Genomic DNA, 15,277 nt, shown 5'->3' with positions numbered 1-15,277 from the left:
GCTATCGCCGGCCGGCCGGCTCCTCGTCGGGGTGGATCCAGCGGTCCAGGGTGGCGCGCAGCTTGTCGGCGTCGATCGGTTTGGCCAGGAAGTCGTCCATGCCCGCCTGGAGTGCTCGCTGCCGGTCCTCGGCGAGCACTCCGGCGGTCATCGCGATGATCGGGGTGTGCTGGTTCGGCTGTTCGGTGTGCCGTAGCCGCTCGGTGGCCTCGTAGCCGTCCAGCCGTGGCATCTGGCAGTCCATCAGGATCGCCTGGTATTCGTGGCTGCTGGCCAGTTCGACCGCCTCGGCGCCGTTGACGGCGATGTCGGTCTCGTAGCCGAGGGCGCTGAGCGTGTCGACCGCGACCATCTGGTTGATCTCGTTGTCCTCGGCGAGCAGGATCCGGCCCCGGCCGCCGGCCGGTACCTCCGGTTGCGCCACCGCCGCGGCGGCGACCAGGTCGGCGGCGAAGTGCGTCAGCAGGCAGTTGTAGAGGGCGGACGGGCCGACCGGTTTGGCGAGAACGTCGCCGTGCAGCAGGTATTCGGCCGACGGGTCGCGGGTGAGCAGAACGCAGAACGGCTGCGACCGGATCAGCGAGTCGGTGGCGATGTCGTCGGCGAGCCGGGCCGCGTCCAGCTCCGGGGGGCGGTGGTCGAGCACCACCACGTCGTACGGCTCCCCCCGCGCGCCGGCCGTCCGCAGATGGCCGAGCGCCTCCTCGCCGCTGCTCGCGGTGGTGACCTGCATGCCCCAGGCGTGCACGTGTTCGGTGAGGAATCGCCGGCTGATCGGGTTGGTGTCGACGATCAGCATCCGGTGCGCGGTCAGATCACCGCGGGATGCCGCGCCGGCCTGGTCGCCGCGTGGGCCGGCGAGCGTGATGGTGAACTCGAATCGGCTGCCGTGGCCGGGCTCGCTGTCCACCTGCAGGTGGCCGCCCATCAACTCGACGAGCTGGTGGCTGATGGTCAGTCCCAGCCCGGTGCCGCCGAACTCGCGGCTCATCGTGCTGTCCGCCTGGGTGAACGGCTCGAACAGCCGGCTGAGCTGTTCCGGGTCGATGCCGATGCCGGTGTCGGTGACGCTGAACGTGAGCCGGTGCCGGCCGTCGCGGGGCGGCCCGACCGGTTCCAGCCGGACCACCACCTCACCCTCGCGGGTGAACTTGACCGCGTTGCCGACCAGGTTCAACAGCACCTGGCGCAGCCGGCCCTCGTCGCCGCGCACCATGCTCGGCAGGTCGGCCGGGTAGTAGGAGACGACGTCGACGTTCTTGTCCCGGGCGCCGGCCGCGGCGGCGTGCACCACCTGTTCGATCAGGTCGCCGAGCGCGAAGTCCTGCTCCACCAGGGTGATCTTCCCGGCCTCGATCTTGGAGAAGTCCAGGATGTCGTTGATGATCGCGAGCAGCGCCCGGGCGGACGTGCGGATCGACTCGGCGTACCGGCGCTGGACCGACTCCAGCGGGGTGTCCAGAAGCAGCTTGGTCAGGCCGATCACGCCGTTCATCGGCGTACGGATCTCGTGGCTGACCATGGCCACGAACTGCGACTTGGCCCGCGCCGCGGCCAGCGCCTGGTCCCGGGCGGTGGCCAGAGCCTGCTCGGTACGGCGCCGTTCGGACACGTCGCGGATGGCCGCGGACACCAGGGTGCCGTCCTCGGTCTCCAGCGGGGCCAGGCTGATCTCCACCGGGAACTCGGTGCCGTCCTGCCGCCGTCCGCACAGCTCCCGGCCCAGGTCCACCTGGCGCACCGACGGCGCCCCCAGGTACTCCCGGAGGTCGTCGGCGTGTTCGGCGTGCAGGTCCGGCGGGACGAGGATCTCCACCGGCCGGCCGATCAGGTCGTTCCCGCGATAGCCGAACAGGCTTTCGGTCTGATGGTTGACCAGCCGGATCAAGCCGTCGGCACCGAAGATCACCATGGCGTCCGGCGCGCTCAGGACCAACTGCCGGAACTGTCTCTCGGCCCGTTTGGCGTCGGTGATGTCCCGGGCGATGGAGGCGGCCCCGACGACCTCGCCGTTGATGTCACGGATCGGGGAGATGGTGATCGCCAGGTGTACGAGCGAGCCGTCCCGGCGTACCCGGGTGGTGTCCTCGACGTGCACCGTCTCGCCTTGCAGAAGCTGGGCCCGGATCCGTTTCGGCTCGTCGCGGAAGGTGGCCGGGTAGAGTATGTCCACGTTGCGGCCGATCATGTCGCCGGCCGGGTATCCGTAGATGCGCTCGGCGGCCGGGTTCCAGCTGAGGATGGTGCCGTCCAGGGTGCGGCCGATGATCGCGTCGGCGGTGCTCTCGACGATGGCGGCGAGCCGGGCCTGCGCCTCTCCGGCGGCCCGCTGTTCGGTGATGTCCCGGGCCACCGCGTAGATGCTCGAGCCGTCCTCGGCGGGCGTGGCGGTCCAGCTCAGCCAGCGGTAACTGCCGTCGCGCCCGCGGTACCGGTTCTCCACCTCGATCGTCGACGTGCCGCCCCTGGTCAGCAGGCGGAGCTGGGCCATGGTGTGGTCGATGTCGTCCGGGTGTACGAACGCCAGGAACGGCCGCTCGCGTACCTCCTCGAGGCTGTAGCCGAAGGTGCGCGTCCACGCCGGATTGACCCGGGTGAAGTAGCCCTCCGCCGAGGCGATGCAGAGCATGTCGCCGGACAGCGTGAAGAAGTGGTCGAGCTCCTCGGCCATCCGGCGGCGCTCCGCCTGTTGCCGGTCCCGGTCGGTCAGGTCGCGGCAGGTGACGATGAGCATGCTGAGCTGATCGCCGGTGCGCAACGGGCACACGGTGGCGAGAATCGGGAGAACCGTGCCGTCCTTGCGCTGGATGTCGGTGGAGAACTCCATCCGCCCGCCCGTGTTGAGGATGACCTGGAGATCCTCTTCGCGGTCCGGCCACCAGGGGTACGGCGGGTGGATCCCGATCACCTCGTCGGCCGGATAGCCGGTCATCTGCGACCAGCGCTCGTTGGCGCTGAGCACCCGGCCGTCCGGGGCGAGCGTCACCACCCCCTCGATCAGGGCGGTCAGCACGATGTCGTTGAAGTCGCGCTGGCCGCGCAGTTCGGCGATCACCGCCTGCCGGCGCTGGTCGGCCTCGTTGAGCATGTGGCCGGATCGCAGCAGCACCAGGTAGAGGGTGAGCAGCAGCAGGCTCACCATGATGTCGGCGCCGACGCTCTCGACGTCGACGCCGATCCGGGCCATGAGCGCCGGCGACAACGCGATCAGGAGCACCACGACCGCGACCGCCGGCGCCAGGCGGCGCACCGCCCGGCTGCCGAGCCACCGCCCGCCGAAGACCTGCACCGCGAGCGCGCCGGGCCGGCTGACCGTCACCCCGGTGGCGAGCAGCAGCACGCAGGCCTGCGCGGCGGGCGGGGTCACCCAGAGGACGCCGTTCGAGTGGACCGACGCCAGACCGAACAGCGACGCCAGCTCCGCCACGCCCATCACCAGGGCGGCGGCCGCGGCCAGCAGCTGCGGGGCGAGGTATCCGCGGCGGGGCCCGGCGTCGAGCAGCGCCAGGCTCAGGCCGATCAGCAGGAACGCGGCCATCGAACGTATCGGCGGCGGCCCGGTGGACGCCGGCGCCGCCGTGCCGGACAGCCAGTCGAGCAGGACGGTCGCCCCGGACAGGACCGCCACCAGTGCGGTGACCGCGATCACCACCATCAGCAGGGCCAGGGCACGGGCGGCCCAGTGGCGCCATCCGGTGGTCCGGACCGGCCCGGAGAGCAGCAGCGCGGCGCCACCGATGATGGCCAGAACGGCACTGGTGGGCGACATCGACCACCATTCGAGGGCTTGCGCCAGATGGCCGGCCAGGGTCGCCGCGCCGATCCCGGTGGCCGCCACCGCCGTGATCCGCCAGATCCGTACCCGGTAACGGACGCCGGTCACCGCAGAAACCATCACAACTTCTAGCGTCACCAATAAAATGCGAATACAAGCCGCATCTAGGAAATTACCGCGCGGAGAAGATGTGGACCAGACAGCCGCCGTCGTGACGTTGCCGGAACCCGGCGACCTGTTCGCCGGCAACGCCCTGTCCCGGCTCGGCCACGAGCTGCGCGGGCCGCTGACCGGCATCATCGGGCTGACCGGGCTGATGACCCGCAAAGCCGCCACCGGCGCCGTCGATCAGGCGCAGCAGACCCGTCAGCTTCAGATGATCAACAGTAGTGCGGCGGAGCTGCTCGGCACGGTCGAGCGGATCGTCGCCCTCGCCCACAGCGCCGCCCCGGCCGACGAGCGCCGTCTGGAACCCGTCGACTGCGTCGCGGTCACCGCCGACGCCGTCGCCGCGACGGGGGAGACCGCCGCGGCGAGAAACCGGCACGTCATCGTACGGACGCCGCCCGGCCCGGTCCGTGCGCTGGCTCATCCCGACGACGCCCGCCAGGTCGTGACCGAGCTGCTCGCCAACGCCGTCCGGTACGCCGACCACCCGGACATCCACGTCACCGTCCGCCCCGGCGGCGCGGCCACCGGCCCGGCCGTCGAGATCGCCGACCACGGCCCCGGCCTGTCACCCGCCGAGCAGCAGCGCGTCTTCCTGCCGTTTGAACGCGGCGCCGCCGCCCACGACCACGACGAGCACGGCACCGGGCTCGGCCTGTGCCTGGCCCAGCACCTCACCCGCCGCTGCGGCGCCACCCTGACCGTACGGACCTCGCCGGCCGGAACCATCTGCACCGTCGTCTTCCAGCCCGGTCCCGGTGCGGAGAAGCCCTGATGGCCACCGTCCTCGTCGTCGACGACCGCGCCACCAACCGCGAGGTCGCCCGTCTCACCCTCGACGACGGCGGCCACCACGTCATCGAGGCCACCGGCGGCCCGGAGGCACTCGATCTGGCCCGGCGCCTGCACCCCGACGTGGTTCTCGCCGACGTGGTGATGCCCGGCATGGACGGCTACGAGTTCGTCCATCAGCTGCGCGCCGACGCCGGCACCGCCGACATCCCGGTGCTGCTCTACACCGCCAACTACCGGCCGGAGGAGGCGTTGCCGCTGGCAGCCGCGTACGGGGTCACCCAAGTTCTCGCCAAGTCCGCCGACCCGGGCGTCCTGCTCGCCGCGGTCGAGCGGGCACTGCACGCCGAACCGGTCATCACCCACGTGACCGCCGGTGACGTGGGTGCCGAGCACCTACGTACGGTGAACGCCAAGCTGTTGGAGAAGGTGCTCGCCCTGGACGCGAGCGAGGCGCGGTTCCACGCCCTCGCCGACGTCTCGCCGGTCGGCATCGTCTCCGGGCACACCGGGCTGAACGCGACCTACACCAACCCGCGCCTGGCCGACATCACCGGCCTCGGCCCCGAGCAGCTCGCCGGGCACGGCTGGATGTGCAGCCTCGACCCGCGGCACCGCGAGGAGCTGCTGCACGACGGCCTGCCGGTCGACCCGGTCAGCTTCTACGGCGAGCAGCACCTGCCCGGCGGCCGCCGCTGGCTGCACACCACCATCCGGCAGATCACCGACGAGAGGGGCGGATTCGTCGCCACGGTCGACGACGTCACCACCATCGTCGAGCACGAGATCGCCGAACGCCGCCGGATCGCCGAGCGCTTCGAGAGCCTCGCCCGGCTGTCCGGCGCGGTCGCACACGACTTCAACAACATGCTCAACATCATCCTGTCGTTCAGCGAGTTCACCGCCGAGGCGCTGCGCGACGCCGCGGGCACCACCCTGACCGCCGAACAGGCCGGCGACATGCTCGACGACCTGGACCGGATCAGCCAGGCCGGCAAACGCGCCGCCCACCTCACCCACCAGCTGCTGTCCTTCGGCGGGCGGGAGGTCGTCCAGCCCACCGTGCTCGACCCGCACGCCCTCTTCGCCGAGGTGACCGAGTTGCTCGAACCGGTGCTCGGCCGGCACGTCACGGTCAGCGTCGACCTGCACCCGTACCTGCGCAACATCGTCGCCGACGGTGGCCAGCTCACCCGGATCCTGATCAATCTCGCCAACAACGCCCGCGACGCGATGCCCGACGGCGGCGCGCTCACCCTGACCGCCGACAACGACGGGGACAACGTGCACATCGCCGTCCACGACACCGGGCACGGCATGAGCCCCGAGGTGCTGGACCGCGCCGTGGAGCCGTTCTTCACCACCAAACCCAAAGGCCACGGTACGGGTCTGGGGCTGGCCACCGCGTACGGGATCCTCCGCCAGGCCCATGGCGAGCTGGTGCTGGAGTCCTCGCCGGGCAACGGCACCACGGTGCACCTCTACCTGCCCGGCACCGACGAGCCCGCGGCCGGATCCACGCCGCCCGCGGCCGCGTCCGCCGGCACCGGGCAGACGGTCCTGATCGCCGACGACGAGGACGGCGTCCGCGAGGCCGCCCGGCGCATCCTGAGCCGGGCGGGGTACACGGTTCTGGCCGCCGGCGACGGGCGTGCGGCGCTGCGCGTCGCCCGTGACCATTCCGGCGTCATCGACGCCCTGCTCACCGACGTGGTCATGCCCCACATGAACGGGCCGGAACTGGCCGCGGCGCTGACCGCGGAACGGCCCGGCACGCCGGTGCTCTACATGTCCGGGTACGCCGACCCGCTGATGACCGACCAGGGGCAGCTCGATCCGGACGTGACCGTGGTCGGCAAGCCGTTCACCGCCGACAAGCTGCTGGCGGCCCTGCACGCCACCCTCACCGCGGCCGTGCGACGGTAGGTGCCCCGGACAGCGCCTCGCCGACCGTGGCCAGCAGCTCCACCGCGGTGAACGGCTTCTGGACGATCCGGGTGGAGTCGGCGATGTGGTAGCGGCGGCGCAACTCGCTCTCGCTGTATCCGGACATGAACAGCACCCGCAGGTCCGGCTGCCGCAGCCGCAGTTCGGCGGCCACCTCCGGGCCCGGTCGGCCGGGCAGCACGATGTCCGTCACCAGCAGGGAAACATCGGCCAGATCCACCTCGTCCAGCGAGTTCTCGCCAACCGTGGTGGTGCGGTAGCCGTTCTCCTGGAGGATCCGGACCACCACATCGCGTACGAAGACCTCGTCCTCGATGACCAGCACCCGCTCACCGCGACCGTACGACGGCCCGGGCGGCGCCGCGGAGGCCGGCGGAGCCGGCGAGTCCGCCGGCGGCAGCAGGATCCGGAACGTGGTGCCGGCGCCCGGCTCCGACTCCACGCCGATGTGCCCGCCCGCGTCGCCGACGATCCCGTAGACCGTCGACAGGCCCAGGCCGGTGCCCCGATCGGCGGGTTTCGTGGTGAAGAACGGCTCGAACAGGCGATCGCGCACCTCCGCCGACATGCCGGTGCCGGTGTCGCTGACCGTCAGCCGGGCATAGCGGCCCGGCGGCAGCGGCGCCTCCGGGCCGTCGGTGACCTCGGTGAAGTCCGTCTCGATCACCACCACGCCGCCGTCCGGCATCGCGTCCCGCGCGTTGATCACCAGGTTCAGCATGATCTGTTCCAGGCGGCCGCGGTTCGCGGCCACCGGGATCGCGCCCGCCCGCGGCCGCGCGACCAGGTGGATGTTCGCGCCGATGGTCCGGCCGAGTAGGTCCGTCGAGCCGGTGACCACGTCGTTCAGGTCGACCACCTCCACCCGGCCGGGATCGCGCTTGGCGAACAGCAGCAACTGCCCGGTCAGCGACCGCGCCCGGTCGGCGGCGTCGCGGATCCGGGACAGATCGCGGGCGGCCTCACCGGTGACCTCGTCGGCGATGAAATCGGTGTAGTTCAGGATTATCGCCAGCAGGTTGTTGAAGTCGTGGGCCACTCCACCGGCCAGCTGACCGAGACTCTCCATCTGGGCGGCGCGCACCGACTGCTCCATGGCCGCCTTCTCCTCGGCCTCGCGCTGCTTGCGTTCGGTGACGTCGCACTCTCTGGCCGCCGCGGCGACCACCGTCCCGTTGCGGTCACGGATCGGCGACACGTCCGTCGACACCAGCAGCGGCGTGCCGTCCTTGCGCTTGCGCCGGATCTCCTCCTCGTGGATGTGTTCGCCCGCGGCCAGTCTCCGCAGCACCTGCTCCAGCGCGCCGCGCCGGTCCGGGGACAGCAGGTCGCCGAAGTGGTGGCCGAGCACCTCGGCCGCGGTCCATCCGTAGAGTCGCTCAGCGCTGCTGTTCCAGGCGATCACCGTGCCGTCGAGGGTGCAGGCGATGATCGGGTCGGACGACTGCTCGGCGATCGCGGCCAGCATCGCCTGCGTCCGCGTGCCGAGGTTGCCCGGCGCACGCCGGGACCGGCGGCTGGACGCCCATCCGATCGCTGCGGCTCCGGCCACGACCGCCCCGGCCAGCGCCCGTGTCGGAAGCATCATGGTCCTCCTGCACGTGACCGATCATCGGTACGATAGTCCGGCAAGCCAGACAAATGCCGATGTTTCGTCAAAGGACTACTGCGGGCCGAGCCGCCCACCCACCCACCCGGCCCACCGGTCCCGGCCACGCCCGGTGGCGGCCCGGACGGTATCCGCACCGCTGGGCCGCCGCCTCCGCACGGCAGGTGGGTCACTGCGCGTTGAGCTGCTCTTTCGCGTCGTCGTAGCCGGCCGGCGCGGGCGCCTCGGTGGGCGCGTAGATCACCCGGATCACGCCGGTCGGGTAGGCCTCGGTGGCGATCACCTTCAGGTGGTACGCCGTGTCGCCCTCGTCGAACAGCCGGCGCCCCTTGCGGGCGGCCACCGGGTGCACCAGCAGGCGCAGCTCGTCGACCAGACCCGCGGCCAGAAGCTGCTGCACCACCGAGATCGAGCCGGGGATGAGCACGCCCTTCACGCCGGCGTCGGCCTTCAGCGCCGTCACGGCCGCCACCAGGTCGCCGTCGATCAGCTCGGAGTTGCGCCAGGAGAACTCCAGCCGTTGACGGGACGCCACCACCTTGCGGGTGTCACCGAGCTGCTTGGCGAACGGGGCGTCCTCCCCGCCGGCGGCCTCCCGCTCCGGCCAGGCGCCGGCGAAACTGTCGAACGTCTCCCGGCCCAGCAGCAGCACGTCGGCCGTCTCGTAGTCCTCGGTCACGGCCCGGCCCATGTTCTCGTCGAAGTACGGGAAGTGCCAGTCCGGGTCGATCTCCGCCACACCGTCGGCCGAGATGAACAGGGTGGAAATGACCTTGGCCATGATGGGGCCCCTTTCGTGTCGTGTGCTTTCCGTGGGGTAGACCGGCGCGGTGGCCGGAACTCATCGGTCGCTCAGATCTTCTTCCGGATCCACGCCACACAGGCCTTGTCGACGACGGCGAAGGGCCGCCCGAACGCGCCACGTGACGCCGTGTCGACCGGTTGACCCCGCTGGAGGACCAGGTGAGCGAAGTCGAGCAGCTTCCGCTCACCGTACCGATCGGCCAGGCACGCCGCGGCGAAGTGGCTGTGCGCGTACAGGGTGTCGACGGTCAGTTCGTCACTCTTCTCGGTGAGGCCGGGCAGGGCGATCGACCGGGGAGCGCCGCGCTTGGCGAAGGACCGGCGCAGCACCGTGGCGCTGCCGGTGTCCGGTGCTGCGGCCGGCGCGGACCCGATGTATTCGGCGATGCCCTCGACCAGCCAGTCCTCGTCGTCCTCGGTCCAGTCGACGGTCGGCAGCAGGGTGACGGCGTGCCCCATCTCGTGCTGGATCGTCTCGCGCAGCCGACGGTCGGAGCCCAGCACCGCGTCGGCACGCAGGACCAGGTCGCTGCCGGTCCGGTTGAGAGCCTTGTGGTAGCCGGCCACCCAGTTCCGCCGCTCACCGCCGTACCAGCTCTTCCAGGCCCGGTTGTCGGCGAGATAGACCCGGTAGCGTTGGGGCGGTGTGCCGGAGACGGCCGCGAAGCGGTCGGCCACCGTGGCGGCCTTCTCGGCGACGGGCAGGACCCGGCCCAGATGCTTCGCCAGGCCGGCCGGCGCCGCGACGATCACCCGTTCGCCGCGGACGAACCGCAGGCCGGGAGTCTGCCAGGGGGCGGGGCTCAGGTGGTTGTGGTAGTCGGCCTCACTCATCGTGGTCGCCGTGTAGGAGCCGTTCCGGGGCACCACGACCGTCCGGTAGTAGAGCTTCGGCGCTCCCTCCGCATCGCCGGCCGCCCAGGCCGGGCAGGGGACGCCACCGAGGCAGTAACCGAGCACCACATCGATCAGCAGTTCGGACTCGGAGTACTTCAGCAGGACCACGTCGCTCTCGGCATGGCTGATCTCCAGCGCCCGCAGGTTGCGGTACATCACCCGGAACGTGTCGTGCAGCGCCGGGTCGACGGGAGCGAGCCAGCCCCGCTCGTCTCCGGCGACCAGAGCCTTCGCCTGGGTGTCGAACAGCGCCTTGACCTCAGCGCGTGCATCCGCCACCGGGTTATGGAACGAGGCACTCGGCTGCGGTGTCGCGGTGGCGGGCCGGTCCCGGTCCGGCCAGAACACCGCGACACCGGCGACGACAGCCAGAACCGTGACCGCGAGGGCGATCACCTTCTTCGAAACATGTAGATCCCCCATGGTCGAGGATTCAAGCATCCGCCCGGCCGATCCACTGATCCGGGCGGTGCGGATCCGCGGTGCGGCGGCAGCGGGCCGGGCGCGCGGACCGTGGTCGCCGAGGCGCCATCTGCGAAATCGCGCCGGTCGACCTTTGTCAGGCGGCGTCCGATGCGGAGTCCGCGGATGGCCACGGGCGGCAGACTGGGCGGATGTACCGAGCGGTAGGACAGGCGACGGCCCGCTGGCAGGCGGGCCGTCGGGTTGCCCGGTACCGGAAACGACCGTGCGAGGACCATCACCAGGGGAGCAACATGCGTACGTTATCCAATCCGCCGGGCCGCCGACAGGAGAGTCCCGATCATCGGGCCGGGGTCATCAAGACCTCGCTCACCGTCGCCGGCGCGTCTGCCGTGGGGCTGACCGGGATCATCGGCGCGGCGGCCTACGGGGCGATCCCCGCCGGTCTCGCGTACGCGGCGGTCGCCGCCTTCGCGCTGATCATGCTGTGTGCGCTGGGCGTGGTGACCGTCTACATCCGCCGCGGCTAGGACGGCAAGGGTCCGGCGGGATGCTGCGCGTCCCGCTCCCGCCGGACCGCGCGATCGTGGACGGTTCGCCACCGAAGACGGTGGTGAACCGTCCACCATCGACGTCGTGACCGGTGCGACCCTGAGCGCGGAACGGCCTAGCCCGCCGGGAAACGGTCGCCGTGCGGGCCGTACAGGTGAAGGATCTCGGCGGGTGAGCCACCCGCCGGGCCGAACCAGTGCGGCTCGCCGGCGTCGAAATCGGCGCTGTCGCCGGGTTTCAGCAACCGCTCGCTCTCGCCGAGCAGCAGCCGGACCGTGCCCGCCAGCACATAGAAGAAGGCGTGCCCGGGGTGCGTCACCAGCGACGGCGTGGCGGTCGCGGGGCTCAGGATCTGCTTGAACACCTGGATCCGGCCAGGGTAGGTGGTCAACGGGATCACCACGCTGTCGATGCCGGTCCGGGTCTCCCGGTGGTGCGGGGTCAGATGGGCGCGCGGATCACCGGTCTGCGGGGCGCCGATCATGTGCTCCAGCGACATCCGGTAGACGCGGGCCAGCGGCAGCAGCAGGTCCAGGGTGGGCCGGCGCTTGCCGGACTCCAGCCGGGACAGGGTGCTCACCGAGATGCCGGTGGCGCCGGCCAGTTCGTCCAGGGTCAGGCCGCGATCCTGCCGGACCCGGTTGAGCCGGGGGCCGATGTCGCCGATCAGTCGTTCCAGTTCCGCGTCCACCCGAGCATTTTGCGGTCCTCGCAAGACCACTGGGCCGGGGAGGGGTGCCGACGTGACGATCGGCGCCATGAGAGAACAACGATGGCTGGTGCTGGCGATCTGTGCCACCAGCATCTTCCTGGTCGGCCTGGACACGACGGCCGTCAACGTGGCGCTGCCCGCCATCGGCGACGACCTGCGGCTCGCGACCGCCGACCTGGAGTGGGCGGTGGACGCGTACGCCCTGGTCCTGGCCAGCTTGATGATCACTTCCGGTGCGCTGGCCGATCGGATCGGCCGTCGCCGGGTCTTCCGGCTCGGTCTGGTGCTGTTCGGCGCCGGGTCGGTGGCGTGCGCCCTGGCCCCGTCGATCGGCTTCCTGGTGGCGGCCCGCGCGTTGCAGGGCGTCGGCGGGTCGATGCTGAGCCCGGTGGCGCTGGCCATCGTGATCAGTGTGATCACCGATCCGCGGGAGCGGGCCCGGATGATCGGCGTGTGGGCGGCGGTGTTCGGCCTGAGCATGGCGGCCGGGCCGGTGCTCGGTGGGGCGCTGATCACCGGGCTCGGCTGGCGCACCGTGTTCTGGGCCAACCTGCCGATCATCGCGGCGGTTCTGGTGCTGACCGCCTTCTTCGTGCCGGAGTCGCGTGCGGCGAAGGCCCGCCGGCTGGACCTGCCCGGCCAGATCCTGCTGGTGGTGCTCCTGGGGTCGGGCGTCGCGGTGCTGATCGAAGGCCCGCGCCTGGGCTGGACGTCACCGGCGCTGCTGGCCGGATACCTGGTGATCGCGGCGGCCCTGGCGGCGTTCGTCCGAGCCGAGTCCCGGCGTGCCGAGCCGCTCATCGACCTGGCCCTGTTCCGGCGGCCGCCGTTCGCCGCGGCGATCGGCGGCGCGGTGGCCGTTTTCGTGGCGTTCAGCGTGACGTTGCTGCTCGGCACCCTCTACCTGCAACAGGTACGGGGTCTGCGCCCGATCGAGGCGGGCCTGTTCACCCTGCCGATGGCCCTGGCCACTACGGTGTGCGCGCCATTGTCCGGCCATCTGGTCGGCCGGTTCGGGCCGCGGTTGCCGCTGCGGGTGGCCGGGACGTGCACCCTGCTCGGCGGGGCGCTGCTGATCGGGCTCGGCGACCGTACCAGTACGGCCCTGCTGCTGACCGCCTACCTGGTCGCCGGGATCGGGCTGGGGTTCGCGAACGCGCCGATCACCAACACCGCGGTCAGCGGCCTGCCGCCGGAGCGCTCCGGTCTGGCCGGTGGCATCGCCTCGACGGCCCGGCAGGTCGGCACGGCGCTCGGCGTGGCGATCGCCGGGGGCATCGTCGCGGACCTGCCACCGGACCGGCTGGCCGCGGCGACCCGGCCCGGATGGGTGCTGGTGGCCGCCTGCGGGCTGGCGATCCTGGCCGTGGCCCAGGCGTCCCCGGCCGGCGTGGCGAGAGCCGCCGTGGCGCCGCCGGGCCCGGTCGCCGCACCGGCGCGGTGAGCGAGGCAGGGCACGCCGTCGTGGACGGTGTGCCCTGCCTCTAGGGGTGGGCCGGCCCCCCGCCCCGCGGACAGCCCGGGCGGCCGCCCGTCGGGGGCTCAGCAGGGGGGGGGCCGGGCGGGGGGGGGGCCGCCGCCCCGCCCCCGGCCCCGGGGGGGGGGCGCCCCACGTTCGGTGGATCAGCTGGCGAAGGTCTGGAACTCGGCGACCTTCGGGGTCGCCGTCGCGCCGGTGATGCGGAAGGTGACCTTGGTGGTCGAGGTGGCGGTGAAGGAGATGGAACCCGCCCCGGTGCCCGACTTCAGCACCGCCCCGGTCGCGCCGTTGAGCACCTGCCACGCGCCGATCGCGCCGGTCGAGCCGGACGCCTCGACGATGGTGATGCGGCCGACCGTGGTGGCCGACGACCACTTGATCGAGATGTCACCGGTGGTGCCGCTCGGCGACCAGTACGTGCTGACGTCGCCGTCCTTGACGTTGCCGTAGCTGGTGCCGCTGGCCTTGCTGGAACCGTCCGCACCGGCGCCGATGCTCAGGTTGGTGCCGGAGGTCGCGGTCGGCGACGCGGTCGGGCTGGACGTCGGCGAGGACGTGGGGCTGGAGGTCGGCGACGAGGTGGGCGAGGCGCTCGGCGACGACGTCACCGAGCAGGTGCCGGTCGACACCTTCAGGCCGGTGTTCGCGCCGGCGGTGGCCGCGACGATCGACGGTACGCAGGACGCGTTGTCGGCGGTGAACGAATACGGGATGCTCACGCTGGTGTTCGACACGACGTTCGGGCCGGCCGGGTTGTTCTCGGTGCCCTTCGCCGACCAGGTCACGTTGTCGAGGATGTTGCCGGACACCTGCCAGTAGCCGGCCGCGTCGGTGTAGAAGGTGCCGAGCACGTCCTTCGAGTCCTCGAAGTAGTTGCCGTCCACCCGGGCCTTGGCGCCGGCCCGCGAGTTGATGCCCGACTCGTTGAGGCTCACGTAGTGGTTGTTGTAGATGTGGGCGATCCCGCCGCGCAGCAACGGCGTACGCGAATCGATGTTCTGGTATTTGTTGTGGTGGAAGGTGATGTTGCTGTTGCCGGTGTCGCTCTCGCTGGAGCCGATCAGGCCACCACGCCCGGAGTTGCGCAGGATGCTGTAGGACAGCGTCACGTACTCGACGTCGTCCTTCATGTCGAAAAGACCGTCGTAGCCCTCCGACTCGCCACCGGACGCCTCGAGGGTGGCGTGGTCGACCCAGACGTTGCGGACGGTGCTCTCCATGCCGATCGCGTCACCGCCGTTGGAGGTCGGCGAGCCGGACTTCTTGACGTTCTTGACCGTCACGTTCTGGATGATGATGTTGCTGGAGTCCCGGATGTGGATGCCCAGCTGGTCGAAGGTCGCACCGGCCCCGACGCCGACGATCGTGACGTTGCTGATCTCCTTCAGCTCGATCTTGTCGGCCGCCGTGTTGCAGCTGTCGCCGGACACCTTGGTCGTGTTGCCGTGATTGATGGTGCCCTCGACCTGGATGATGATCGGGGTGGAGCTGGACGCCCGGGTGCACAGCGCGTTGTGGATCGCGGTGCCGGTGGTGGCCTTGACGGTGGTCCCGCCCGCGCCACCGGTGGTACCGCCGTTCTGGCTGGCGAAACCGGTGGCCGCGTTCGCCGCGGCGGACGCCTCGTGCTGCGGCAGGCCCAGGGCGATCGCGCCGGCCGCGCCGGCCACGCCGAGGACCGCGGAGAGTCGCAGAGCGACTGATCGTCTCATCTCGCTTCACCTGTTCTCGCGCATCGGGGTGCGCGCATGGGGGATGGGCGGCGGGTGGAACGCTGGGGATGACCGCCGCGGAGCGCCTCTAGATGCGGGAAAGCGCTTTCCTAGTGCGAGAATATAGAGCGATCCGAGTGAATGTGGCAAGCGCGTCGCGCCGACCGGACAGCGCGACGCCCCAGCCGCAGGGGGACCGGCTGGGGCGTCGCTGCTCACATCGGGGGTGTCAGTAACCGAAGTCCTGGGTGTAGTAGGGGGTGCCGTCGGTGGCGTAGGCGACGCCGACGCCGACGGTCTTGGATTTGCAGTTGAGGATGTTGGCGCGGTGGCCGGGGCTGTTCATCCAGCCGGTGACGACGTCGGTGGCGGTGCGGTAGCCGTAGGCGATGTTCTCGCTGGAGGG

11 protein-coding genes are annotated in these 15,277 nt (G+C 71.1%); 4 read left to right on the top strand and 7 right to left on the bottom strand.

Annotated features, from left to right (window positions below; translation table 11 throughout):
* Position 1: 1 nt before the first annotated feature.
* Positions 2-3,883 (bottom strand): PAS domain S-box protein, encoded by a 3,882-nt coding sequence (locus tag J5X75_RS21740; RefSeq protein WP_208469317.1) that lies wholly within the window; start codon positions 3,881-3,883, stop codon positions 2-4.
* A gap of 82 nt (positions 3,884-3,965) precedes the next feature.
* Between J5X75_RS21740 and J5X75_RS21735 the strand changes: the two genes are divergently transcribed.
* Together J5X75_RS21735 and J5X75_RS21730 are read left to right on the top strand one after the other, a co-directional pair.
* The gene (locus J5X75_RS21735; protein WP_208469316.1) at positions 3,966-4,718 is read left to right on the top strand and encodes a sensor histidine kinase; all 753 of its coding nucleotides are present in this window, start codon (positions 3,966-3,968) and stop codon (positions 4,716-4,718) included.
* Positions 4,718-6,661 carry a hybrid sensor histidine kinase/response regulator gene (locus J5X75_RS21730; RefSeq protein WP_208469315.1) on the top strand — a complete coding sequence of 648 codons (1,944 nt, stop codon included), beginning with the start codon at positions 4,718-4,720 and terminating at the stop codon, positions 6,659-6,661. The genes J5X75_RS21735 and J5X75_RS21730 overlap by 1 nt, the downstream gene beginning before the upstream one ends.
* Here the strand turns inward: J5X75_RS21730 and J5X75_RS21725 are convergent.
* From J5X75_RS21725 to J5X75_RS21715, 3 genes are all read right to left on the bottom strand, one after another.
* Positions 6,639-8,267: a hybrid sensor histidine kinase/response regulator gene (locus J5X75_RS21725; protein WP_238488808.1), complete on the bottom strand. Its 1,629-nt coding sequence runs from the start codon at positions 8,265-8,267 to the stop codon at positions 6,639-6,641. The genes J5X75_RS21730 and J5X75_RS21725 overlap by 23 nt on opposite strands.
* 193 nt (positions 8,268-8,460) lie before the next feature.
* A complete protein-coding gene (locus J5X75_RS21720) occupies positions 8,461-9,072 on the bottom strand; it encodes a dihydrofolate reductase family protein (protein WP_208469313.1) in 612 nt (203 codons plus the stop codon).
* Between the two features lie 71 nt (positions 9,073-9,143).
* Entirely contained in the window at positions 9,144-10,415 is a 1,272-nt protein-coding gene (locus J5X75_RS21715; protein WP_208469311.1) for a hypothetical protein, read from the bottom strand.
* A gap of 293 nt (positions 10,416-10,708) precedes the next feature.
* On the opposite strand from J5X75_RS21715, the gene J5X75_RS21710 reads away from it, so the two are divergent.
* Entirely contained in the window at positions 10,709-10,945 is a 237-nt protein-coding gene (locus tag J5X75_RS21710) for a hypothetical protein (protein WP_208469309.1), read from the top strand.
* Between the two features lie 137 nt (positions 10,946-11,082).
* Here the strand turns inward: J5X75_RS21710 and J5X75_RS21705 are convergent, their stop codons facing one another.
* A complete protein-coding gene (locus J5X75_RS21705) occupies positions 11,083-11,658 on the bottom strand; it encodes a helix-turn-helix domain-containing protein (RefSeq protein ID WP_208469307.1) in 576 nt (191 codons plus the stop codon).
* A 67-nt stretch (positions 11,659-11,725) separates the two neighbouring features.
* Here J5X75_RS21705 and J5X75_RS21700 point away from each other — a divergent pair, with 67 nt between their 5' ends.
* On the top strand, positions 11,726-13,123 hold the full coding sequence (locus J5X75_RS21700) for an MFS transporter (RefSeq protein ID WP_208469305.1): 1,398 nt from the start codon (positions 11,726-11,728) through the stop codon (positions 13,121-13,123).
* A gap of 179 nt (positions 13,124-13,302) precedes the next feature.
* Here the strand turns inward: J5X75_RS21700 and J5X75_RS21695 are convergent, their stop codons facing one another.
* Positions 13,303-14,871, bottom strand: coding sequence for a pectate lyase family protein (locus J5X75_RS21695; RefSeq protein ID WP_208469303.1), 1,569 nt, complete (start codon positions 14,869-14,871; stop codon positions 13,303-13,305).
* Positions 14,872-15,100: 229 nt separating this feature from the next.
* On the bottom strand, positions 15,101-15,277 hold a 177-nt coding region (locus tag J5X75_RS21690), incomplete at its 5' end, for a CAP domain-containing protein (protein WP_208469474.1).

Origin of the sequence: Actinoplanes flavus, from assembly GCF_017592555.1 — a bacterium.
Classification (GTDB): Bacteria; Actinomycetota; Actinomycetes; order Mycobacteriales; family Micromonosporaceae; genus Actinoplanes; species Actinoplanes flavus.
The sequence above is the reverse complement of the archived record's forward strand: the minus strand, read 5'-3'. Positions and strand labels throughout refer to the sequence as shown.

What these genes read in the sequence shown, in the direction of transcription:
- J5X75_RS21730 (WP_208469315.1), top strand. Translation starts at nt 4,718, where the DNA reads ATGGCCACCGTCCTCGTCGTCGACGACCGCGCCACCAACCGCGAGGTC.
- J5X75_RS21725 (WP_238488808.1), bottom strand. Translation starts at nt 8,267, where the DNA reads ATGCTTCCGACACGGGCGCTGGCCGGGGCGGTCGTGGCCGGAGCCGCA.
- J5X75_RS21720 (WP_208469313.1), bottom strand. Translation starts at nt 9,072, where the DNA reads ATGGCCAAGGTCATTTCCACCCTGTTCATCTCGGCCGACGGTGTGGCG.
- J5X75_RS21715 (WP_208469311.1), bottom strand. Translation starts at nt 10,415, where the DNA reads ATGGGGGATCTACATGTTTCGAAGAAGGTGATCGCCCTCGCGGTCACG.
- J5X75_RS21710 (WP_208469309.1), top strand. Translation starts at nt 10,709, where the DNA reads ATGCGTACGTTATCCAATCCGCCGGGCCGCCGACAGGAGAGTCCCGAT.
- J5X75_RS21700 (WP_208469305.1), top strand. Translation starts at nt 11,726, where the DNA reads ATGAGAGAACAACGATGGCTGGTGCTGGCGATCTGTGCCACCAGCATC.
- J5X75_RS21695 (WP_208469303.1), bottom strand. Translation starts at nt 14,871, where the DNA reads ATGAGACGATCAGTCGCTCTGCGACTCTCCGCGGTCCTCGGCGTGGCC.